17 protein-coding genes and 1 pseudogene are annotated in these 20,021 nt (G+C 38.8%); 11 read left to right on the top strand and 7 right to left on the bottom strand.

The window, feature by feature from the left end; translation table 11 throughout:
* Positions 1 to 8: 8 nt before the first annotated feature.
* Both RMA95_RS06715 and dsbD read left to right on the top strand, forming a co-directional pair.
* Positions 9 to 776, top strand: coding sequence for a transporter (locus tag RMA95_RS06715; RefSeq protein ID WP_311069957.1), 768 nt, complete (start codon positions 9 to 11; stop codon positions 774 to 776).
* 17 nt (positions 777 to 793) lie between these two features.
* Positions 794 to 2,605 (top strand): protein-disulfide reductase DsbD, encoded by a 1,812-nt coding sequence (gene dsbD / locus RMA95_RS06710; protein ID WP_311069956.1) that lies wholly within the window; start codon positions 794 to 796, stop codon positions 2,603 to 2,605.
* Here dsbD and RMA95_RS06705 read toward each other — a convergent pair whose 3' ends face one another.
* Entirely contained in the window at positions 2,606 to 3,799 is a 1,194-nt protein-coding gene (locus RMA95_RS06705; protein WP_311069955.1) for a diguanylate cyclase domain-containing protein, read from the bottom strand.
* 176 nt (positions 3,800 to 3,975) lie between these two features.
* The gene (locus tag RMA95_RS06700) at positions 3,976 to 4,887 is read right to left on the bottom strand and encodes an alpha/beta hydrolase (RefSeq protein WP_311069954.1); all 912 of its coding nucleotides are present in this window, start codon (positions 4,885 to 4,887) and stop codon (positions 3,976 to 3,978) included.
* Positions 4,888 to 5,036: 149 nt separating this feature from the next.
* On the opposite strand from RMA95_RS06700, the gene RMA95_RS06695 reads away from it, so the two are divergent.
* Positions 5,037 to 5,474: a DUF2147 domain-containing protein gene (locus RMA95_RS06695; protein WP_311069953.1), complete on the top strand. Its 438-nt coding sequence runs from the start codon at positions 5,037 to 5,039 to the stop codon at positions 5,472 to 5,474.
* Positions 5,475 to 5,511: 37 nt separating this feature from the next.
* On the opposite strand, the gene RMA95_RS06690 is transcribed toward RMA95_RS06695, so the two are convergent.
* Together RMA95_RS06690 and RMA95_RS06685 are read right to left on the bottom strand one after the other, a co-directional pair.
* The gene (locus RMA95_RS06690; protein ID WP_263614828.1) at positions 5,512 to 5,862 is read right to left on the bottom strand and encodes an arsenate reductase; all 351 of its coding nucleotides are present in this window, start codon (positions 5,860 to 5,862) and stop codon (positions 5,512 to 5,514) included.
* A 456-nt stretch (positions 5,863 to 6,318) separates the two neighbouring features.
* On the bottom strand, positions 6,319 to 7,143 hold the full coding sequence (locus RMA95_RS06685; protein ID WP_263614827.1) for an exodeoxyribonuclease III: 825 nt from the start codon (positions 7,141 to 7,143) through the stop codon (positions 6,319 to 6,321).
* A gap of 38 nt (positions 7,144 to 7,181) precedes the next feature.
* Between RMA95_RS06685 and pyrE (RMA95_RS06680) the strand changes: the two genes are divergently transcribed.
* From pyrE (RMA95_RS06680) to pyrE (RMA95_RS06670), 3 genes and pseudogenes are all read left to right on the top strand, one after another.
* Positions 7,182 to 7,832, top strand: a complete 651-nt coding sequence (gene pyrE / locus RMA95_RS06680; protein WP_159137701.1) for an orotate phosphoribosyltransferase — start codon at positions 7,182 to 7,184, stop codon at positions 7,830 to 7,832.
* Positions 7,833 to 8,275: 443 nt separating this feature from the next.
* Positions 8,276 to 10,123: a N,N-dimethylformamidase beta subunit family domain-containing protein gene (locus RMA95_RS06675; RefSeq protein WP_311069952.1), complete on the top strand. Its 1,848-nt coding sequence runs from the start codon at positions 8,276 to 8,278 to the stop codon at positions 10,121 to 10,123.
* A gap of 189 nt (positions 10,124 to 10,312) precedes the next feature.
* Positions 10,313 to 10,503, top strand: a pseudogene (pyrE, locus tag RMA95_RS06670) (orotate phosphoribosyltransferase); the annotation flags it as partial.
* A 190-nt stretch (positions 10,504 to 10,693) separates the two neighbouring features.
* On the opposite strand, the gene RMA95_RS06665 reads toward pyrE (RMA95_RS06670), so the two are convergent.
* From RMA95_RS06665 to RMA95_RS06655, 3 genes are all read right to left on the bottom strand, one after another.
* Entirely contained in the window at positions 10,694 to 11,221 is a 528-nt protein-coding gene (locus RMA95_RS06665) for a hypothetical protein (protein WP_311069951.1), read from the bottom strand.
* Between the two features lie 409 nt (positions 11,222 to 11,630).
* Positions 11,631 to 13,823: a TonB-dependent siderophore receptor gene (locus RMA95_RS06660; RefSeq protein ID WP_311069950.1), complete on the bottom strand. Its 2,193-nt coding sequence runs from the start codon at positions 13,821 to 13,823 to the stop codon at positions 11,631 to 11,633.
* A gap of 226 nt (positions 13,824 to 14,049) precedes the next feature.
* The gene (locus tag RMA95_RS06655; protein WP_000781166.1) at positions 14,050 to 14,262 is read right to left on the bottom strand and encodes a DUF1737 domain-containing protein; all 213 of its coding nucleotides are present in this window, start codon (positions 14,260 to 14,262) and stop codon (positions 14,050 to 14,052) included.
* Between the two features lie 160 nt (positions 14,263 to 14,422).
* Between RMA95_RS06655 and gshB the strand changes: the two genes are divergently transcribed.
* From gshB to RMA95_RS06630, 5 genes are all read left to right on the top strand, one after another.
* Positions 14,423 to 15,367 carry a glutathione synthase gene (gene gshB / locus RMA95_RS06650; RefSeq protein WP_304400904.1) on the top strand — a complete coding sequence of 315 codons (945 nt, stop codon included), beginning with the start codon at positions 14,423 to 14,425 and terminating at the stop codon, positions 15,365 to 15,367.
* A gap of 237 nt (positions 15,368 to 15,604) precedes the next feature.
* Positions 15,605 to 16,702: an undecaprenyldiphospho-muramoylpentapeptide beta-N-acetylglucosaminyltransferase gene (murG, locus tag RMA95_RS06645; protein WP_274785705.1), complete on the top strand. Its 1,098-nt coding sequence runs from the start codon at positions 15,605 to 15,607 to the stop codon at positions 16,700 to 16,702.
* An 11-nt stretch (positions 16,703 to 16,713) separates the two neighbouring features.
* Entirely contained in the window at positions 16,714 to 18,162 is a 1,449-nt protein-coding gene (gene murC, locus RMA95_RS06640; RefSeq protein ID WP_033855553.1) for a UDP-N-acetylmuramate--L-alanine ligase, read from the top strand.
* Positions 18,163 to 18,199: 37 nt separating this feature from the next.
* Positions 18,200 to 19,126, top strand: coding sequence for a D-alanine--D-alanine ligase (locus RMA95_RS06635; RefSeq protein WP_002053928.1), 927 nt, complete (start codon positions 18,200 to 18,202; stop codon positions 19,124 to 19,126).
* A gap of 2 nt (positions 19,127 to 19,128) precedes the next feature.
* Positions 19,129 to 19,983 (top strand): cell division protein FtsQ/DivIB, encoded by an 855-nt coding sequence (locus tag RMA95_RS06630; RefSeq protein ID WP_002053744.1) that lies wholly within the window; start codon positions 19,129 to 19,131, stop codon positions 19,981 to 19,983.
* Positions 19,984 to 20,021: the final 38 nt, after the last annotated feature.

The raw sequence follows: 20,021 nt of genomic DNA, 5'->3' as shown, positions 1-20,021 counted from the left end.
AATATAGAATGAGAACATTTCAAATTTTAACTTTTGCTCTGACCACTATTGCTGCAGGAAGTACTTTTGCTGCAGAGTTCTCGTTTGACCGTCCAGGTTCAGGCTTCGGAACAGGTATCACTCCAGTGGGGCAGTTAGCTTGGGAACAAGGTTTACCAAGTGCGACTTATACAGAATCAACTGTTGATGGCGTGAAAGAAAAAACCGTAACTGTACATGGCGATATGTTATTCCGTACAGGTTTGGCTAAAGACTTAGAATTACAATTAGGTTGGCAAGGTCCGGGTTGGACTCAAACCAAACGTGCTGGTAAAAAAACAGATACTTCTGGTTTAGGTGATGTAAGCATCGGCTTAAAAAAAGCGATTGATTTAAATGATGAAAATTTAACAATGGCTGTGTTGGCTCAAGCGCTCATTGCAACGGGTAATGATGAGTTTACCGCACATGACGACATTTATAGCCTGAGTTCAGCAGTAGCGTACCAGTATGATGATTTGATCAATACTGCAATTACTATGCGTTACGAAGTGCAAAACAGCAACTGGGCTGTAACTGCTATTCCAACAATCAATTATAAAATTGCCGGCAAACTTTCTGGTTATTCTGAATTTGTTTACCGTAAAGCTGAAAGCCAAGACTACCAATATGGTTTAGGTACAGGTTTAGTCTATGCACTAAATAAACGTACTCAACTTGATGCAAGTGTAGGTGTCGATTTAGAGGGGCAAGATAAAGGCTACCATGGTGGCTTGGGTATGGCATTCTTATTCTGATAAAACCAACTTGATTGATGTTAATGAAAAAGCTTATTTCTCAGGGAATTATTTATTTTCTAGCAGCTGCTAGTTTTGTATTGAGCCAGTTTGTTTTTGCAGAAGATAAGCTACTTTCACCAGAACAGGCTTTTTCATTTTCGGTTGAGTCGCCACAATCGCATACCGCGAAATTATCGTGGCAGATTCAGCCGAATTATTATTTGTATCAGCATAAATTTACTGTACAGCAGGGTACTCAGCCTTTAGCTTTAAATTTACCTAAAGCCGTTTCTCAATATGATGAAAACTACGGGCAAAGTCAGGTTTATTATCATCAAGTCAATTTTCAAATTAAGACCAAGCCTTCAGAGCACTACACTGTAACTTGGCAGGGCTGTGCCAAAGACCGTATTTGTTATCCGCCACAAACCATTGAGTTTCAAACCGATGCAGATGGTTTGGTTGGTGTGCAAAACCAAGCAGGGACCGCATCGAAACGCTTATTAGATTTGGCAAATACACAAGCAGCGTCTCAAGAAAGTTTAACCAATCAAACAAGTTCAGAAACTAAAACAGACACGACTACTCCTCAAATTGCAGAAGATCAGATCTGGTCGGCGAAACTCATTGAACACTCGCTTTGGTATGGTGTTTTATTATTTTTAGGCTTAGGCATGCTGCTCGCATTCACGCCATGCTCTTTACCCATGCTCCCGATTTTAACGTCACTGATTATTCGAGAGCATAAAGGTTTAAAAGCGTGGACGATTGCGCTTACCTTTGTATGTAGTATGGCATTGGTTTATGCGGGTCTAGGTTTAATCGCTTCTTCAGCAGGGCTAAATTTCCAACGTTGGTTACAACAGCCTGCTACGCTTATCGCGTTTAGTTTACTGTTTGTAGTTTTTGCGCTGAATCTGTTTGGACTATTTGAGCTTCGTTTACCGCAAACATGGTTAAATCGACTTGATCGTATTCAGTCTATGCAACAAGGCGGTACTTTGGTTGGTGCAGGTGTTATGGGCGTGGTTTCTGCGCTCTTGGTTGGTCCATGTATGACCGCACCTTTGGCTGGAACTTTATTATTTATTTCTCAAACTCAAAACCAATGGCAAGGTGCTTTGCTTTTATTTTGTTTAGGTTTTGGAATGGGGATTCCTTTACTCATCGCTAGTGTTTTAGGTGCAAGATTTTTACCTAAAGCAGGCGATTGGATGCATCAGATTAAAGTGATTTTTGCTTTTCTGATGTTGGGATTAAGTCTTTATTTTATTCGCCCTTTATTGCCAGATTGGGGCATGCAAGTGCTTAGTTTATTGCTAGGGCTGGCTTTTATTGCCTACGCACTTTATCAGTTCTTTTGGAAAAAAGGACAGTTACAGTGGCTCTATGCATTACTACTTTTATTGGTTACTCCTTTTGTTGCCTATAATCAGTACCAACACATACAAAATCGCAGTTTGCAAAGTTCCGAACACATAGCTGAATGGCATGTTGCGACTACAGCAGCAGACTTCCAGAAGATTTTAGCAGCAGCACCCACTGATCGGGCTATTGTCGTTGATGTCTATGCAGATTGGTGTGTGGCTTGCCAGCCTATTGAGCATCGTATTTTAAAAGCACCAGAAGTTCAGTCAGCTCTTGCGCCGTACTATCTCATTAAGCTTGATTTGAGTCATTATGATCAGTCACACGAAGCTCTACTCAAGCAGTGGAATATTCTTGGGCCACCAACTTATCTGTTTTTAAATGAGCATCAACAAGAAATTCGTTCTTTACGTTTAACAGGTGCATTCAGTCAGCAAGAGCTGTTGCAACAGCTTGCAAGTTTATCGAAGGCTAAATAGTTAAATTGACTCTATATGTGGTAATTGGTGAAAAGTGCGTACTTGATTGCGTCCTGAAGCTTTTACCGCATAAAGCGCTTCATCTGCTTGTCGAATGACGAGGTATGGATCGTTTGCAAAAGCGGAACTGCTAATTCCAAAGCTTGCACTTACATGAATCTGGATATTTTGATTGTTGAAAATAGATAACTCTTGTAAGGCAAGTCGGCAACGCTCTGCAATTTTTTCCGCTTGAGTAATATCAGTATGCGGAAGTACTAAAATAAATTCCTCTCCACCAAATCGACCAATAATGTCTTCATTACGTAAGTTCTCAGACAAACATTGGGCAATTTTAATCAGGACCTGATCGCCCTGATGATGTCCATATACATCATTAATTTTTTTAAAATGATCTATGTCGAGAAGTACTAAAGCATAATCGAATTGTTGTTCGTGAAGTGCTTCCAGATGGGTATTTAAACTACGTCTATTTAATACATTAGTTAATGGGTCGATCTGGCTTAAGCGTTGAATATAAGTTTCTCGTTGGCGCCATTGAGTCAGCAATATTTCAAATAAAATAAAACAGGCGACTAAAATCGGCATAATAAAAAACAGCATACTTCCTAACCAAAAAGGATTGGTTTGAGCATGTCGGATTGCCGTGAAGTTAAATAGTGGAGCGTAGGGCATAACCCCATTCATACTTAAATAAGTACATACGGCTAAAATAATTGTTGCTGGTATAAAGGCGCTATAAACAATTTTTCTTTCAAATAAAACCAAACCTACGCCAATCGTACCTACATAACCGACCATTGTGGCAGGGCTGATACTTCCTATTAAATATCCATCATGGCACAGCATGAGCATAAAGACTTGTACGCTAATAAGAGGAATAATTCTTTGTGCCCAGTCTTGGTCTTTGTAGCGATAACACGGAATAATCAGTAATGCTAATAAAAATAAGGTCAATAGGTTGAGCCAGAGCTGTGACTCGACTAAAGGCAAGTTTGCCCATTGCCAAATACTGGGCGTTATTAAAATATAGCCTTTCCATAAAATCCAACTGAAATTCATTGCACAGGCGAGTACAAGCATCAGTGCGCTTTTTTGTAAAGGCGTCCAGTTAATAATATGGTTGTTATGGATGAATTCGAGAACCACCTGTTTTATTTTATTTATAGGATGAGTGATTAAACGAATTTTCATAATAATAAAGGAACTCCTAAATAGAGATGTCTTTTTTAGATCATTCTAAAGTGGGAGAGTTGGAATGATTCATAACCTAAACATATCATGATTTATTCATTAAACCTTAAGATTAAGGTTTTTATAACTAATATGAAGTGAGAAGTATTTCACACTCATCACTTCATTTATTTTAATTAAGTTTTATCAAGTTCATGAGCAAATTCAGCAATATCGGCCATCGCATGTTTTGCTTCATCGAACCACGCATTAAACATTTGAAAGTTATGCCACATACCTGTGTAAAGCTTAAAATGTACTTTGACACCTGCTTCTTCAGCTTTTTCTCTAAAGCGTTTTGCATCGTCTAATAAAATTTCTTTTGAACCGACCTGAACTAATGTTGGCGGTAAACCTTCTAAGTTATCAAAAATGGGCGAAACACGTGGGTCATCTGCTGCAATATGGTTGCCAATATAATGTTGAATACCAATTTGCAGGGCTTCAAGAGAAAGTAGGGCATCATGTTTTTGGTTAAATCTTAAAGATTCACTGGTTAGGGTTAAATCTAAAAAAGGTGATAATAAAATTAAACCGCTTGGCATGAGTTCAGGTTGTTCTTTTAAGCGTAAGCAAAGTGCCAAAGCTAAATTGGCCCCACATGAGTCGCCCGATAAAATAATATCTTTGGGTTGGATACCCTGAACTAATAACGATTGATATACGTCATATAATGCTTCGATCGCTTCAGGATATGGATGCTCGGGAGCAAGCGGATAGTCCACATGAATAATTTGCATTTGAGTACGGGCTGCTAAATCCGTCATGAATGCATGATGTGTTTTGACACTACCAAGAAAAAAAGCGCCGCCGTGAATGTGAAAAATAAGCTGGGTTGCTGAATCCTGAGCTTTGATCTCTTCCCCTTTGACACCCGCAAGTCGGATCGGACGAACAGTTACATTTTTTTGTTTTGGAAATGCTCGGCAAAGTTGTTCAAGCATAGGACGCAGGGCAGTTGGAGGTAAATTCAACTGACTTGGCTTGCGAATTGCTGTTTTAAGAAATGTTTCTGTTAAATAATATTTTAAAACGCTTGGTATATTCATATAGTATCCGCTTATGTTAATAACTTGTTTCCCTATAAATTTTATTTTTCAAGGTTACAAGGTTACACGAAACAGTCACATTCAAAAATTGCAATATCGTTGCGAGTTTTGAATACTGAAGTCTTGAAAGACCCAAGGATATTACAAAAATGAAAAAGATTGCTTTAGCTTTAGGACTTGTTGGTATGGCTGCATTTGCCAATGCGGCTGACCCACTAAACGGAACGGTATGGAAAACGATTGATGACCAAACCAATAAGCCCAAAGCCGTAGTAAAGTTTACGGAACAGAAGGATGGAACCTTAACTGCAACCATTCAAAACATTTTGACACCAGGTGAAGAAAATGCTTGTACAAAATGTGAAGGTCCGTATAAAAACAAACCGCTTAAAGGTGTGACCATTGTACATAATCTAAAAAATGTAGGTGGTACCAGTTATGAAAACGGTACAATTTTAGACCCGAAATCTGGCAAAACTTACAAATTAAAAGGTGAGTTGGCTGATGGCGGCAAAAAGCTTAAATTGCGTGGCTATATTGGTGTTTCAGCATTGGGTCGCAACCAAACTTGGATTCGTGCGAACTAAAAGTTTAAATAAAAAACGAGCCATTTGGCTCGTTTTTTTATGCATTTAAGTTTTGATAAGCAGTTTCATCAAAACCTACCAGAAAACCTTTAGAGGTCTGTAGAACTGGTCGTTTAATTAAGCTTGGTTGAGCAATCAATGCTTCAATAAGATGATCTTCACTGCTTAATGCACGAGCCTGTTCATCTTCAGATAGTTTTTTCCACGTAGTACCTTTCTTGTTGAGAACGGTATCTTGTCCAATTTCTTTTAACCAGATTTTCAAGGTATCGGCATCAATTCCTTGTTTTTTATAATCGTGAAATTCGTAGCTCAAACCTTTTGCTTGTAAGGCATCAAATGCTTTTTTCATTGAATTACAGTTTTTAATACCATAAATTTTTAACATTTTATCGGACCATGTCAAAAAGAAAGAACACACAGCCTAACCCAAAATGCATTTGAGCACTACTTTATACCGATACTTTTAAAACAAATGAAGAATAATGATTAAAACAATAAAGAATGTCATGTTATTGTCATAAGACAAGGTAATAATGAACTCAATAAGAAGAATCTAGAAAACTAAAAGAACTTAGCGCAAAAAATAAGAGATAGAAAAGAGAAAACCCGCATTTAATCATCCTGATCATGCGGGTCTCATTTCAACGTCCATTGTCACATCCTTGCAAATAAACTTAATCTAAGTTTATTTTATCTTCCTACGGCGTCCTATCCTTTTGCGTCATCCTGACTGCTTCCCTGTGCCGTGGGGCTATAATGCCGTTAAACGTGTGTAAGAAAAATACTCAAAAACGACATGTGTTGTAAGTAAAAACGACAATGCAAGTGAACACTTGTTCACTTACTCTTGAATTTTATAGTCGATAATCACAGGGGCATGGTCACTAAACCATTGATCTTTAAAGACCCATGCATTTGCTGTACGTGCTTTCCAGTCTGGTGAACATGCTTGGTAGTCAATACGCCAACCTACATTTTTCGCACGCGCTTGACCGCGATTTGACCACCATGAATATAATTCCGCTTCTGTTCTTACCACACGGAAGGTGTCTACATAGCCAAGTTCATCATAAATATGGTCAAGCCATGCACGTTCATGTGGTAAACAGCCAGATGACTTTTGGTTGCCAGACCAGTTTTTAATATCAATTCGTTTATGAACAATGTTGTAATCGCCACAAATAATGATGGACTTATTCTCATCACGCCATTGTTTTAAGATTTTGGCGTATTCACCTAAAAATAAATCTTTACGTGCCTGCGCTTCTTCACCACTTGAGCCCGAAGGTAAGTATAATGATGCAATATGTACGGGATGTGACAAACCTAAATCGAATTCGGCAGAAATGAAGCGGCCTTGACTATCGGCCAATTCAAACCCTAAACCATCTTTAATAGAGACAAAGGGTAAGCGGCTATAAATTGCAGTACCTGCGTAGCCTGCACGCTCTGCTGGAAAAAGATGGGTATGCCATCCCTCGGGTCTAAACTTTTCAGTCCATTGTTCATGGGTAATGCGGCTTTCCTGCATGCATACAACATCGGCATCGGATTGTTCTAACCATTCAAGTAAGCCTTTCGTTACTGAAGAACGTAAGCCATTTACGTTAATGGAAACGACTCGAAGAATTTTTACATCACTTGGATACTGATCCTTTGGTATCATGCGAAAATTTAACCTCAATTGTGAATTTGGAGCACCTCATGACAACGCCTGTGTCATTTAACCCGCAAGCATTTATCGAACTCGCATTATCACGCGGTGTGCTTAAATTTGGTGAGTTTACTTTAAAATCTGGACGCGTGAGTCCTTATTTTTTTAATGCAGGCCTACTCAACGATGGTGAAGCTTTATCTCTTTTAGCACAAGGCTATGCCGATAAATTAACACAATGTGAAAATGTTGATGTTATTTTTGGACCAGCTTACAAAGGTATTCCGTTTGTAGCAGCCACTGCTGTTGCTTTATCACAAACACATAACAAGAGCGTGCCATGGGGCTTTAACCGTAAAGAAGCAAAAGATCATGGTGAAGGCGGTGTTTTAGTTGGTGCTGCGGTTGAAGGTAAAAAAGTCTGGATTATTGATGACGTGATTACCGCAGGTACAGCGATTCGTGAAGTCGTAACGATTTTGAAAAATGCTGGTGCAACCATTGCTGGTGTTTTGGTTGCGCTAGATCGTCAGGAGCGTGGCCAAGGTGAGCTTTCTGCAATTCAAGAAGTTCAAAAAGAATTAGAAATACCTGTGCATGCCCTCATTACCATGAAGGACTTAATGGATTATTTAGATGGAAAAGACGAAAAAGAAGCTTTAGCCAATATGCAAGCTTACCGCGAGAAATATGGAATTTGATTTTTAATAATTTAAAGAGGAAGCGTAAAGCTTCCTTTTTCATTATTAATTTTTCTTAAATGAAATATGAATAATGCAGTAAAAACCCTACGAAATATTTGTTTCTCTGTTAAAGAACATAAACTATTAACTAATAATTTGATTTTTATTACTAAATAACCTTTTGATTTTTTATTTTTTGGTCCATTTTTATTATAAAATTCATATGAAACATATATCAATATTTAAGACTTAAAATTGATAATTTGAAGTGTTTTTTTTCTTTTTGGTAAAATATATAAATTACTGATGAATAATAAAATTTAATAATTTTTATTTTTAAAAAATTGTCCTAAGTTATTGATCTTGACGAATGCTAGAAATCAGCTCATTTATATATAAAAGCTTTAAAAGATGTAGAAAATTTTCCAGTTTTTCATTTCATAAGGATACGAGGTGGAGATATGGCAGTTTCAGGATATTCATCAGCAACTTCCGCTTTACCAGGAAGTTCAATAAGTTTTTATCTCAGTACTGATTCACCTGGGATAACCAGTTTAACCGTAGAGCGTATAGGAACAACTACAGTATCATCAACACTCTCTACAACTCTTTTTACCCGATCACTTCCTGCAACAAACCCATGGGAAGGATTCGGATGGCCAGTTTCAGTAACGTTTAATATCCCTTCGAATTGGCCTCCTGGGCTATATAGGCTAGCTTATTCGGGACAGGACGTACTTACTTTTGTGATTCGACCAGCCACTCAAGCAGCGGTTTCAAAAGTTCTTTTACAAATCTCGTTTTTAACGCCAACTGCTTATAATGCAGCGGGTGGTAAGAGTTTATATGATTATAATAGTGGTGGGGCGGGAACTCGTGCGAGCAAAGTTTCCTTTAATCGATCAGGTGGCACTCCTGCAAGTAATGGGCCTGAGTCCATACTTATTCGCTGGCTTGAAACAGAAGGGATACCGATCGAATATTGTTCGAGTGTGGACCTTCATAGTATCTCAACTCTGCTCACTAATTATGATTGTTTGATCATTGCAGGACATGATGAGTACTGGACGCGAGCAATGAGAGACCAGACAGAGCAATTTATTGCTAATGGTGGTAACGTGATCGTACTCTCTGGGAATACTTGTTATCGAGCTGTAAGGTTAGAACAAGGGAATCGTATGGTTGTTTTCTACAAATATGCTGGTAATGATCCTAATTTAAATGCTTATGATACAACTGTAGCATGGGCAGAGCCGCCATTAAACCGGCCGCAAAATTCATTTCTTGGTAGTGGTTTTGCTGATGGGGCTTATGGTGGAACAGCAACAGCATATACACTTCGGTTTCCAGGACATTGGGTGTTCAACGGTGTTTCCTCGGCAACTACAACTACAGCATTTATGACCTATGAGGTTGATGCTGCAGCTTATGTAGAAGAAGTAGAGGGTTATCCACGTGTTACCGGTGATCAAAATACACCACTGACTACAACTGTACTTGCCTCGGCAGATCTGCGCTCTTGGACTGGCAAACCTGGACGCGCGACAATGAGTATATTTTCTCACAATGGCACAGTTTTTAATGCGGGAACAACAGATTGGTTATCTGTTTTGGGAAGTGATTCTGTTGTAACTACCATCACACGTAACGTATTTTCCCGTCTTAAACAGCGTATAACATGGGACTGGGAGAATATTGGGAGTGCCAATGGTTGTACTGCACTTACAGCATTAAATGGCAAAATTTTTATGGCTACGACCCTAAATAGGCTTTTACAACGCTATCCTATTGGTGCAGACGTGGCTTGGCGTGATATTGCTCAGGCAAATAATGTTATTGCAATGGCCGCTCTTGGGGATACACTTTATTGTGTTACAACCGATAATCAACTTTGGTGGTATCCTGCTTCAGCAGTAGGGCAGTACTGGACTTCAATAGGGACAGGACCTACGGGTGGTACCAAGGCATTAGCTGCTACAGGTGGAATGCTTTACGCAGTTGATAGTGTAGGGGCGCTGTGGAGAACTCCGGCAACGAGAACAACGGCATCATGGACAGCGATGACCGCATTTGTTCAGGATGCAACTGTCAATGCAATGAGTGCTTATGGTGATATCCTATTCGCTTCGACTACAGATAATCGCTTATTACGTACAAATTCTGACTATATTAGTGAAAGTACTGCTTGGGTATATATTCATCATTGTGATTACTCTGCTGGTCTGGCAGTGGTTGAATCAGTGCTCTTTGTTGCTACAACGCTGAATGTTCTTTGGAAAATTGATCTTTATGGGCTACGCCAGCCTTAAGATGACACAAAAACAGTATCTAAAAACAAAAAGGCATACCTCTAAAATAGGGGTATGCCTTTTTAATATTTACTTAAAATCGATAATTCAAACCCAATAGCACATTACGTGGTGTGTCTAGTGTGCTGTCTGAATATCAGTACTCTTTATTGGTTAGATTATTAACCGCAAGTATGACTGCACTATTTTAAAAATGCTGATACAACTATTGCGGGTGTGTTGGTGGCATTAGATCGTCAAGAACGTGGCCAAGGTAAGTTTTCTAAGAATTAGAAATTCCTGTGCACGCACTGTTTACTATGAAAAATTTAATGGATTATTTAAAAGCGAAAGGTGAAAAAGAAGCGTTAGCAAATATGCAAGTTTATCGTGAGAAGTAGGTATCTAAGAGTTAGATGTAGAAAAAGGAAGCTTCTGCTTCCTTTTTATAATTTAATCAAATTATTGATGCGTGGAATCCTGAAATGGCTTTGATTAAAATATTGATGCTAAAAGGAAAAGTTGAAGCATTTTGCATAAGACATATTGTGTTAATTTTAGGTAATCTTAAAAATAGAGTCATTATCAAGATTATTTACTATTTAACAATGAAATTTTGATATTACGTGGAAAATCAGGAAATAACACATACAACATCTGAGGGTTCTTCTGAAAACCTGAACCATCAAGATATTTCCATTCTTTAGATGCAAGCGGACGTACTGCTAACATAAAAGATTTGCTTCCAAGTTGTTGTTTTCCATTAATCATTAATGTTACCTGTTTGGGAACAAAGCAAAGTTCATTATTACCAACAATATAATTATTTTGAGGCGGACTAGTTTCAACTTTGGAAACGACTATATTCTTTTCTCTAAAAGAATTGGCTGCAAGTTCCAGTAAATTTTTATAAGCATCCTTTCCTCCAATGTAATTAATTAAAGAGGAATCAGTTTTACTTTCAATATATCGTAAATTTCCAGAATTAAATGCTGTACTTACTTCAATAATATTTTTTGAAATAACTGTTTCATAGTCTTTCTTACATTGAAGGTTTGCTGCAAATGTTGATTGGGAAAGTGCAAAAAAACTAATACATATTAATTGTTTTAATTTCATTTTTAGTCAAAGTTTCCATATAACTTATTTACAATTTTGGATTGTACTATGAAGTGAATAAATTTATTCTGCAACTTTTAAGAGAGTATCTAAAACAAAAAAATTCTAAATCAAATGAAGAAAATACCTCTATTTAACATAATAACTGTTTATTCTGGATACTATAATTTTGGTTATTTAAAATTAACTAGTTAAATATTTTTAGTTACCTAAGAAAAGCAAAAAGCCGACCTTCCCATCATACTTCTTACACTCCAAGAGGGTACCCAAATTTTCATTGATCCCTATTCGGTTATCACTAAAGACGAAAAAGAAGCTTTAGCCAATATGCAAGCTTATCGTGAGAAATACGGTATCTAAAAATAAAAAGGCATACCCCTAAATAGGGGTATGCCTTTTTAATACTTACTTAAAACTGATAATTTAAACGCAATAACACATTACGTGGTGTGCCTGGCATACTGTCCGAACGCCAGTACTCTTTATTGGTTAGGTTATTTACCGCAAGTGTGACATTCCAAGGGTCGGCACTGTAGCCAATCGCTGCATCGACACGGTTAAAGCCTTCCATTTTTACTTGATTATTAATATTTGGATAATACGACCCAACATAAGTCACACCTACCTCGGTATACCACTGCTCGGTTGGTAAATAGCGAACAAATAAATTACCTGTGTTCTTAGATGTGTTTGCTAAATAGTTGCCTTCACGTTCAGGATTTTGTTTGTCTTCTTTTACTTTTGCATCGGTATAGCCATACCCACCGCGAACAAAGACATTATCAAGTACACGGCCAATAAAACTAAATTCAAGACCACGAGATTGATGCTGACCGGCAGTTGCCCATAAATCTGGCTCACTGTCTGGGTTTGGTTTATAGCGAATATTATTTTTACGAATATCAAAGACAGAAAATTGTGTATTTAAACGATTATCCAACCATTCACTTTTTACACCCACTTCATATTGCTCGTTATATTGAGGCTCTTTATCCATTTTTGTGACATCGGTGTTTCCAGTAACTTGGTTAACACCCATTTGTCCGCCAAATGGTGTAAAACTCTTAGAGTAAGAGGTATAAAAGCTATGCTCTGGAACAGGTTGCCATACTAAACCCACATTTGGACTAAAACTGCTATCTTTTACATTACGATGATCATTGTTAAGTTTGTTGGTTGTTGAAAAGTCAAAATAATCGTAGCGTAACCCCATCATGAGTTTGAGTTGGTCATTTAGACCAATTAAATCCTGAATAAATACACCATAAGTGGTGCCTTCATTGTAGTTATGTTGGCTAATTAAAAGAGGGCCATTACCTCGGCTATATTCACGCTCACCAGTGAGCGGATTAACATAACCATAAATGGCTGAACCGTTTTGAGTCTTATTGGCTAGGCGCGGTTCTCGTTGTTCATAAGTCCAATCTGTACCGACCATAATTTGATGTTCGAGCTGCCCCGTTTTGAACTTGCCCTTAATATCAAAGGTATTGGTCGTGGTCTTATTGCTAGTTTGTTGCCAGTAGTAAATTTGATTGATATAGCCTTTTTTTGTTGTACAGGTTTTACCTTTTAAATCTTTGCCATCTAACCCACAATAAGTTCCAAAATAAAAATGATCAAAGTTTTGTTCTGCTTGACGGTAACTCGCTGCCCAGTGGAAGTTCCAGTCAGGCGCATATTCATAATTCACATCGGTACGTACCACTTGCAAAATATCATCAACATAATCGCCATCTTGGGCAAATCCTGTTTTGATAGATGTACCTGCAGGTAGATTATCACGCGTTGGCCCACGGTCAGGAACTCGACCTAATTTGTCATAAGTATATTGTGTGGTCCAAGTGAGTGTTCCATCGTCATTTTTATAAGTGAAACTTGGTGAAAACATTTCAATTTTATTTTCAATGCCAGAGCGGAAGCTGCCTGACTCGCCATATTCTCCAGTCAAACGTATTGCTAAATTGTCATTAATGACTTGATTAATGTCGGCAGTTGTTCCGTAGTTGTCGTAAGAACCTGCGTATGCACCAACTGAACTTTTAGAGTCAAAATTGGCGAACTTACTCACCATATTCACAACCCCGCCACCAGCACTACGACCATATAAAACAGAAGCGGGGCCTTTTAAAATTTCAATACGTTCGATATTTGCTGTACTGCGACGTACTTGTCCGCTTTCACGTATACCATCACGGTAAATATCGCCTGTGTCGGCACCAAAACCACGAATCGTGATCCCATCGCCGCGCATATCGTAACTGGTTGATACACCTGGTGTACCTTGCAGCATGACGCTTAAGTCATTTGATCCATAAATTTTATATTTTTGAACATCAATAGTATCAATAGTTTGCGGAATATCTTTTTTGTCTAAACCATTACGTGTGACATTGGCTTTGTCGTAGTCGATATAACTTTTGATGGGATCGAGTTCACTCATCGCTTCAATTTTTATAGTTGGCATAACTGCTGCAACTTTTGAAGATGAGTCAGCTAATTCCTCTGCATAGGCACCTTGAATATTCAAAATCATTAAACTGAGTAAGCTCAGCGGGAAAAGACGCTTAATTTGGGGAGATGATATAGAAATTCTTAACATAAAAATAAAATCAGTTAACAAAAATAAAAGTATAAATGATAATTATAATCATTTAATTGTTTAGAATAAAAGAACTATTGCCTGCAAAATTACATTGATTGTTTTTTTAATAATTGATTTTTAAAATATAATTTATTTATTAAAAATTCGATTGAATGAAATGATTAGTTTTATTTATGAATAGGGTTTTGAAGAGGGTGCTCTACGGCTAAAAGCACCCTTGGAGTTAAGCATTATTTTTGAGAACATCTAAAATATCCATTTCTGGATCATAATTTTCATCAATTGTTTTGCAAATTGCTTGGCCTACAATAACTTGAGAGCCATTAAAAGTCATAGTAGGTGCCTCATAGAGCTCCCAACCATGATTAAGTGCTTTAGTCACTCGTGCACAAAAAGCAGAGTCATCAGGTCCGGTTAAATAGCGATAAAGTTTCATCTTTAGCCTTTAAAAATAATATTTTATGGGAGTAGTTTAACTGAATTTACCTTAATTCAAGATAAAGAAATAACCGATAAGGTTTTACTAAAATTAAGAAAAACGAGTGAAAAATCTCAGCTATACTCATGCTAATTTAAATTTTAAGAAGAGCTTGAGCATGCGTGTACTTGTCGTCATGGATCCGATTGAAACCGTAAATCTGAAAAAGGATTCAACCATGGCAATGTTGTGGGCGGCGAGCCGTCGTGGACATGAGTTAGGCTATGCATTACAACAAGATTTATATATCGATCAAGGTAAGGCTTACGGTCTCATCTCTCCGTTAAAAGTTTTCGAAGATTACAACCATTATTATGAGTTAGGCGAAAAGAAAAAAGAATCTATCGCGGCTTACGATGTTGTACTTATGCGTAAAGACCCACCATTTGACATGAATTTTGTTTACACGACTTACGTGCTTGAACAAGCTGAGCGTGAAGGTTCATGGATTATTAATAAGCCTCAGTCATTGCGTGATTGCAACGAAAAACTTTTTGCAACGCAGTTTCCAGAGCTACAAGTGCCTACACTTGTGACATCACAGCAGAGCTTGATTCGTGAATTTATTAAAGAACATGGCGATGTGATTGTTAAGCCACTTGATGGTATGGGTGGGATGGGAATTTTCCGTTTATACCAAGATGGTGTAAATATTGGTTCTACATTGGAAATGTTGACAGAATTAGGCACTCGTCCAATTATGGCTCAGCGTTATATTCCTGAAATTGTAGAAGGGGATAAGCGTATTTTAATGGTAAATGGTGAGCCTGTTCCTTATTGTCTTGCTCGTATTCCACAAAATGGTGAAGTGCGCGGGAATTTGGCAGCTGGTGGTTTAGGTCAAGCACGACCACTTACTGAAAACGATAAGCAGATTGCAGCGAAAATTGGTCCTTTCTTGCGTGAAAAAGGTTTGGTATTTGTTGGGCTTGATGTAATTGGTAATTATGTCACTGAAATTAATGTCACCAGCCCAACCTGTATTCGTGAAATTGATGCTCAATTTGGTACTTCAATTGCCGATGATCTATTTGACGTATTAGAAACTGGCCGTCCTGCTTAATAATCTACTTTGGGTGATTTCCTAAGCGAATATTGGGAAATCACCTAAAAATATATGAATTAATAAAACCACAATATGAAATACGCTAGCGCTTTGTAGGCATATTTTCAAAAAAGCACATCTTTCTGTTATAAACGAGTGAAATTCGCTTTTCGTTAATGAAGCTTTAGGATTAAAATAAACGGCTACAAAAATAGATGACAATTTCCATTGTTTTTTGAGTTGAAGAATTAGACCGTGACAGATTCACAGCAAAGCAAACCTAAACATGTCATGATGATGGCTGCCGGTACTGGTGGACATGTTTTTCCAGCCCTCGCCGTAGCCAAACAACTTCAACAGCAAGGTTGTCAGGTTTCATGGTTAGCCACGCCAACAGGTATGGAAAATCGCTTATTAAAAGATCAAAATATTCCAATTTATCAAATTGATATTCAAGGTGTGCGCGGAAATGGAGTCATCCGTAAACTCGCTGCACCTTTTAAAATTTTAAAAGCAACTTTTAGTGCAATGCGCTATATGAAACAGCTTAAAGTTGATGCGGTAGCTGGCTTTGGTGGCTATGTTGCAGGCCCTGGTGGCTTGGCGGCGCGCTTATTAGGTATTCCTGTTCTCATTCATGAGCAAAATGCGGTTGCTGGTTTTACCAATGCACAGTTATCACGCGTGGCTAAAGTGGTGTGTGAAGCATTTCCAAATACTTTTCCTGCTAGCGAAAAAGTGGTAACGACTGGAAATCCGGTACGTCGCGAGATCACTGATATCTTAAGCCCAAAGTGGCGTTACGATGAGCGTGAGCAAGCGGGTAAACCTTTAAATATTTTAATTGTAGGCGGTTCTTTAGGTGCAAAAGCACTCAATGAACGCTTACCTCCAGCATTAAAACAACTTCAAGTTCCACTGAATATTTTCCATCAGTGTGGTCAGCAACAAGTTGAGGCGACTCAAGCTTTGTATGCAGATGTGCCAGCAAATTTAACTGTACAGGTTTTGCCTTTTATTGAAGATATGGCAAAGGCGTATAGCGAAGCAGACCTGATTATTTGCCGTGCTGGTGCTTTAACTGTGACAGAAGTAGCAACAGCTGGTGTTGCAGCAGTTTTTGTACCGCTTCCTATTGCGGTGGATGACCACCAAACTGCAAATGCCAAATTTCTGGCCGATGTCGGTGCTGCAAAAATTTGCCAGCAATCGACTATGACACCAGAAGTTTTAAATCAATTGTTTACCACGTTGATGAACCGCCCATTACTTACAGAAATGGCAGTGAAAGCGCGTCAACATGCCCAACCAAATGCAACTCAGCATGTGGTTGATCTTATTCAAAAAATGTAATCGGATTTACTATGTCTCCAATAACAGCTGCAAACCAAGCAAAAAAATTGATTAAAGTGCCTGAAATGCGCCGTATCAAACACATTCATTTTGTGGGTATTGGCGGAGCAGGTATGTGTGGTATTGCTGAGGTGTTAGCTAACCAAGGATATAAAATTTCCGGTTCAGATATTAAAGCTTCTAAAACTACACAACAATTAGAAGAAAATGGCATTAAGGTTTATATCGGACACGAAGCAGAAAATATTAAAAACGCCAATGTGCTTGTGGTTTCAACTGCTATTGATCCGGAAAATCCGGAAATTAAAGCAGCGATTGAACAACGTACTCCGATTGTACGTCGTGCAGAAATGCTCGGTGAGCTTATGCGTTACCGTCATGGTATCGCGGTAGCAGGTACACATGGCAAAACCACAACAACGAGTTTGTTAACCACTATGTTGGCCGAAGAGAACCTTGACCCAACTTATGTGATCGGTGGTTTACTTAACAGTACTGGTGTAAATGCAGCTCTTGGTGAAAGCCGTTTTATTGTCGCTGAAGCTGACGAATCAGATGCATCTTTCCTTTATTTACAGCCAATGGCAGCGATTGTAACCAACATCGATGCTGACCATATGGACACTTATGAAGGTAGCTTTGATAAATTAAAAGATACGTTTGTACAATTCCTACATAACTTACCGTTTTATGGTTTAGCGGTAGTTTGTGGCGATGATGCAAACGTTCGTGAGATTTTGCCACGTGTAGGCCGTCCAGTTATTACATATGGTTTTAACGAAGATAATGACATCCGTGCGATTGATGTAGAGCAAGATGGCATGCGCTCGCACTTTACGGTATTACGTAAAGGCCGTGAACCGTTACGTCTAACGATTAATCAACCTGGTTTGCATAATGTTTTAAATGCTTTGGCTGCAATTGGTGTTGCTACCGATGAAGGCGTTTCAGATGAAGCAATTAGCCGTGCATTAAAAGGCTTTAGTGGTGTTGGACGTCGTTTCCAAGTACAAGGTGAATTTGAGCTTGGTGAAGGTAATGTGAAATTAGTTGATGACTATGGACACCACCCGAAAGAAGTGGAAGCTACAATTAAAGCTGCTCGTCAGAGCCACCCTGACCGTCGTTTAGTGATGCTTTTCCAACCCCACCGTTACTCTCGTACTCGTGATTGTTTTGATGACTTTATTGAAGTTTTATCTCAAGTCGACCAATTATTATTATTAGAAGTGTATCCGGCTGGAGAAAAACCAATTGTTGGCGCAGATAGCCGTACTTTGGCGCGTAGCATTCGTTTGCGCGGTCAAGTTGAGCCGATTTTGATTGATCCGGTTGACGGTAATTTGCAAAACATCATGCAAAATGTGTTACAACCAAATGACTTGTTATTAACGCAAGGTGCAGGTAACGTGGGAGCAATTTCAGTAGAACTTGCACAGCATCATTTGTATGTGAAATAAACAAAAAGTATTGAATTATCGGGTTAAGGATTTAAACGTGTCAAATGCTACAAAATTCGGCAAAGTTGCTGTGTTACTTGGTGGAAAATCGGCTGAGCGTGCTGTGTCTTTAGATAGTGGTCAGGCAGTTCTGGACGCTTTGTTACGTTCAGGTGTTCAGGCTGAGGCATTTGATCCGCAAGACCGTAGCGTAACTGAACTTGTAAACTATGACCGCGCATTTATTGTATTGCATGGTCGTGGTGGTGAAGACGGTCAAATCCAAGGCGCACTTGAGTGGTTAAACATTCCTTATACAGGAACAGGTGTGCAAGGTTCTGCAATTGGTATGGACAAGGTCAAAACCAAGCAAATTTGGCAAGGCAGTGACTTACCAACAGCACCGTATCGCATTATTACTAAAGAAACAGACCTAGATTCAGTCATTGCTGAATTAGGTTTGCCTGTCATTATCAAGCCTGTACATGAAGGTTCAAGTGTAGGCATGAGTAAGGTTGAGAAAGCTGAAGATTTTGCAGCAGCAATTGAAAAAGCAACTCAGCACGATGCTGTAGTGATGGCAGAAAAATGGATTACGGGTCGTGAATTTACGATTTCATTTTTAAATGGTCAGCCTTTACCTGTTATTCGTTTGCAGCCACCAGCAGATGTTGCTTTCTATGACTATGAAGCAAAATATCAACGTAATGATGTCGAGTATGGTATTCCTTGTGGTCTCAGCGAGAGCGAAGAGAAAAACCTACAAGCCTTATGTTTACGTGCTTTCCAAGCCGTAGGTGCAGAAGGTTGGGGCCGTATTGATGCAATGCAGGATGAGCAAGGTAATTTCTGGCTTTTAGAAGTAAATACCGTACCAGGTATGACCAGCCACTCGCTTGTGCCAAAAGCAGCTAAAGCTGTGGGTTATAGTTTTGATGAATTGTGTGTTGCAATTCTTGAGCAAACATTGGAAGGTACGGCTTAAATATGGCACAACTTCCGGCTTCCATGCGCCGTAAACGTGCGGCGATTACCTCCATTCATGAAAAACCGCCTACGCGCAAGCAAAAGCTTGCCAATGCTGGCGGATGGGTGTTGCTGGTTATTGCCTTTTTAGTCTTGGCAGCCGGAATTTACGGTCTATATAAAGTTATTACTGATGCAACTGTCGCAAAACTTGAAGTGGTAGGTTCAACAACTCCGGTTGAGAATCAGCAAGTGATGCGATATGTGCAACCGATTGTAAAAGATAATTATTTCACGTCTGACTTAGAACAGATTCGTGATAAAGCATTAGAAATTTCATGGGTAGACCGAGTTGTCGTATCTCGTGCCTGGCCAAATGGTATTCGTGTTCGTGTGATGCCTCGACATGCGATCGCCCGTTGGGGAACAGGTCGCTTATTAAGCGATGGTGGTGACGTATTTAGTGAGGCAGAACCGAGACTTCATCCTGAGCTTCCGCTGTTACATGGTCCGGTAAGCCAGTCGAAAATGATGATGCGACGCTATAATGAAATTAATCAGTTATTCCATCCTGTTAATTTGCGTTTAAAAGAGTTATATCTAACAGAGCGAATGACTTGGTTTATGCAGTTTGACTCTGGTTTACGAATTATTGTTGACCAAGACCAAACAATGAATAAATTGCAACGTTTAAGTCACTTGGCACAATCTGACCTAAAACCTGTGTGGACGAAAATCTCAGCCATTGATTTGCGATATCGTAATGGATTATCTATTCAATGGAAGAATGCAACCCCACCTAAAATTGTGAATGGTCAGTTTGTTGTAACGAGTGATGACACAAGCATTGCAGGTGGTGCAAAAGCAAAGCCATAATACGTGGCTTTAAAATAGGCAATTTGCCTGGTATTAGA

The organism is Acinetobacter sp. V110_1 (genome assembly GCF_031798975.1).
In the GTDB taxonomy this organism is placed as follows: Bacteria; Pseudomonadota; Gammaproteobacteria; order Pseudomonadales; family Moraxellaceae; genus Acinetobacter; species Acinetobacter nosocomialis_A.
This window is presented reverse-complemented; position numbering and strand designations above follow the sequence as displayed.

What these genes read in the sequence shown, in the direction of transcription:
- RMA95_RS06715 (WP_311069957.1), top strand. Translation starts at nt 9, where the DNA reads ATGAGAACATTTCAAATTTTAACTTTTGCTCTGACCACTATTGCTGCA.
- dsbD (WP_311069956.1), top strand. Translation starts at nt 794, where the DNA reads ATGTTAATGAAAAAGCTTATTTCTCAGGGAATTATTTATTTTCTAGCA.
- RMA95_RS06705 (WP_311069955.1), bottom strand. Translation starts at nt 3,799, where the DNA reads ATGAAAATTCGTTTAATCACTCATCCTATAAATAAAATAAAACAGGTG.
- RMA95_RS06700 (WP_311069954.1), bottom strand. Translation starts at nt 4,887, where the DNA reads ATGAATATACCAAGCGTTTTAAAATATTATTTAACAGAAACATTTCTT.
- RMA95_RS06695 (WP_311069953.1), top strand. Translation starts at nt 5,037, where the DNA reads ATGAAAAAGATTGCTTTAGCTTTAGGACTTGTTGGTATGGCTGCATTT.
- RMA95_RS06690 (WP_263614828.1), bottom strand. Translation starts at nt 5,862, where the DNA reads ATGTTAAAAATTTATGGTATTAAAAACTGTAATTCAATGAAAAAAGCA.
- RMA95_RS06685 (WP_263614827.1), bottom strand. Translation starts at nt 7,143, where the DNA reads ATGATACCAAAGGATCAGTATCCAAGTGATGTAAAAATTCTTCGAGTC.
- pyrE (WP_159137701.1), top strand. Translation starts at nt 7,182, where the DNA reads ATGACAACGCCTGTGTCATTTAACCCGCAAGCATTTATCGAACTCGCA.
- RMA95_RS06675 (WP_311069952.1), top strand. Translation starts at nt 8,276, where the DNA reads ATGGCAGTTTCAGGATATTCATCAGCAACTTCCGCTTTACCAGGAAGT.
- RMA95_RS06665 (WP_311069951.1), bottom strand. Translation starts at nt 11,221, where the DNA reads ATGAAATTAAAACAATTAATATGTATTAGTTTTTTTGCACTTTCCCAA.
- RMA95_RS06660 (WP_311069950.1), bottom strand. Translation starts at nt 13,823, where the DNA reads ATGTTAAGAATTTCTATATCATCTCCCCAAATTAAGCGTCTTTTCCCG.
- RMA95_RS06655 (WP_000781166.1), bottom strand. Translation starts at nt 14,262, where the DNA reads ATGAAACTTTATCGCTATTTAACCGGACCTGATGACTCTGCTTTTTGT.
- gshB (WP_304400904.1), top strand. Translation starts at nt 14,423, where the DNA reads ATGCGTGTACTTGTCGTCATGGATCCGATTGAAACCGTAAATCTGAAA.
- murC (WP_033855553.1), top strand. Translation starts at nt 16,714, where the DNA reads ATGTCTCCAATAACAGCTGCAAACCAAGCAAAAAAATTGATTAAAGTG.
- RMA95_RS06630 (WP_002053744.1), top strand. Translation starts at nt 19,129, where the DNA reads ATGGCACAACTTCCGGCTTCCATGCGCCGTAAACGTGCGGCGATTACC.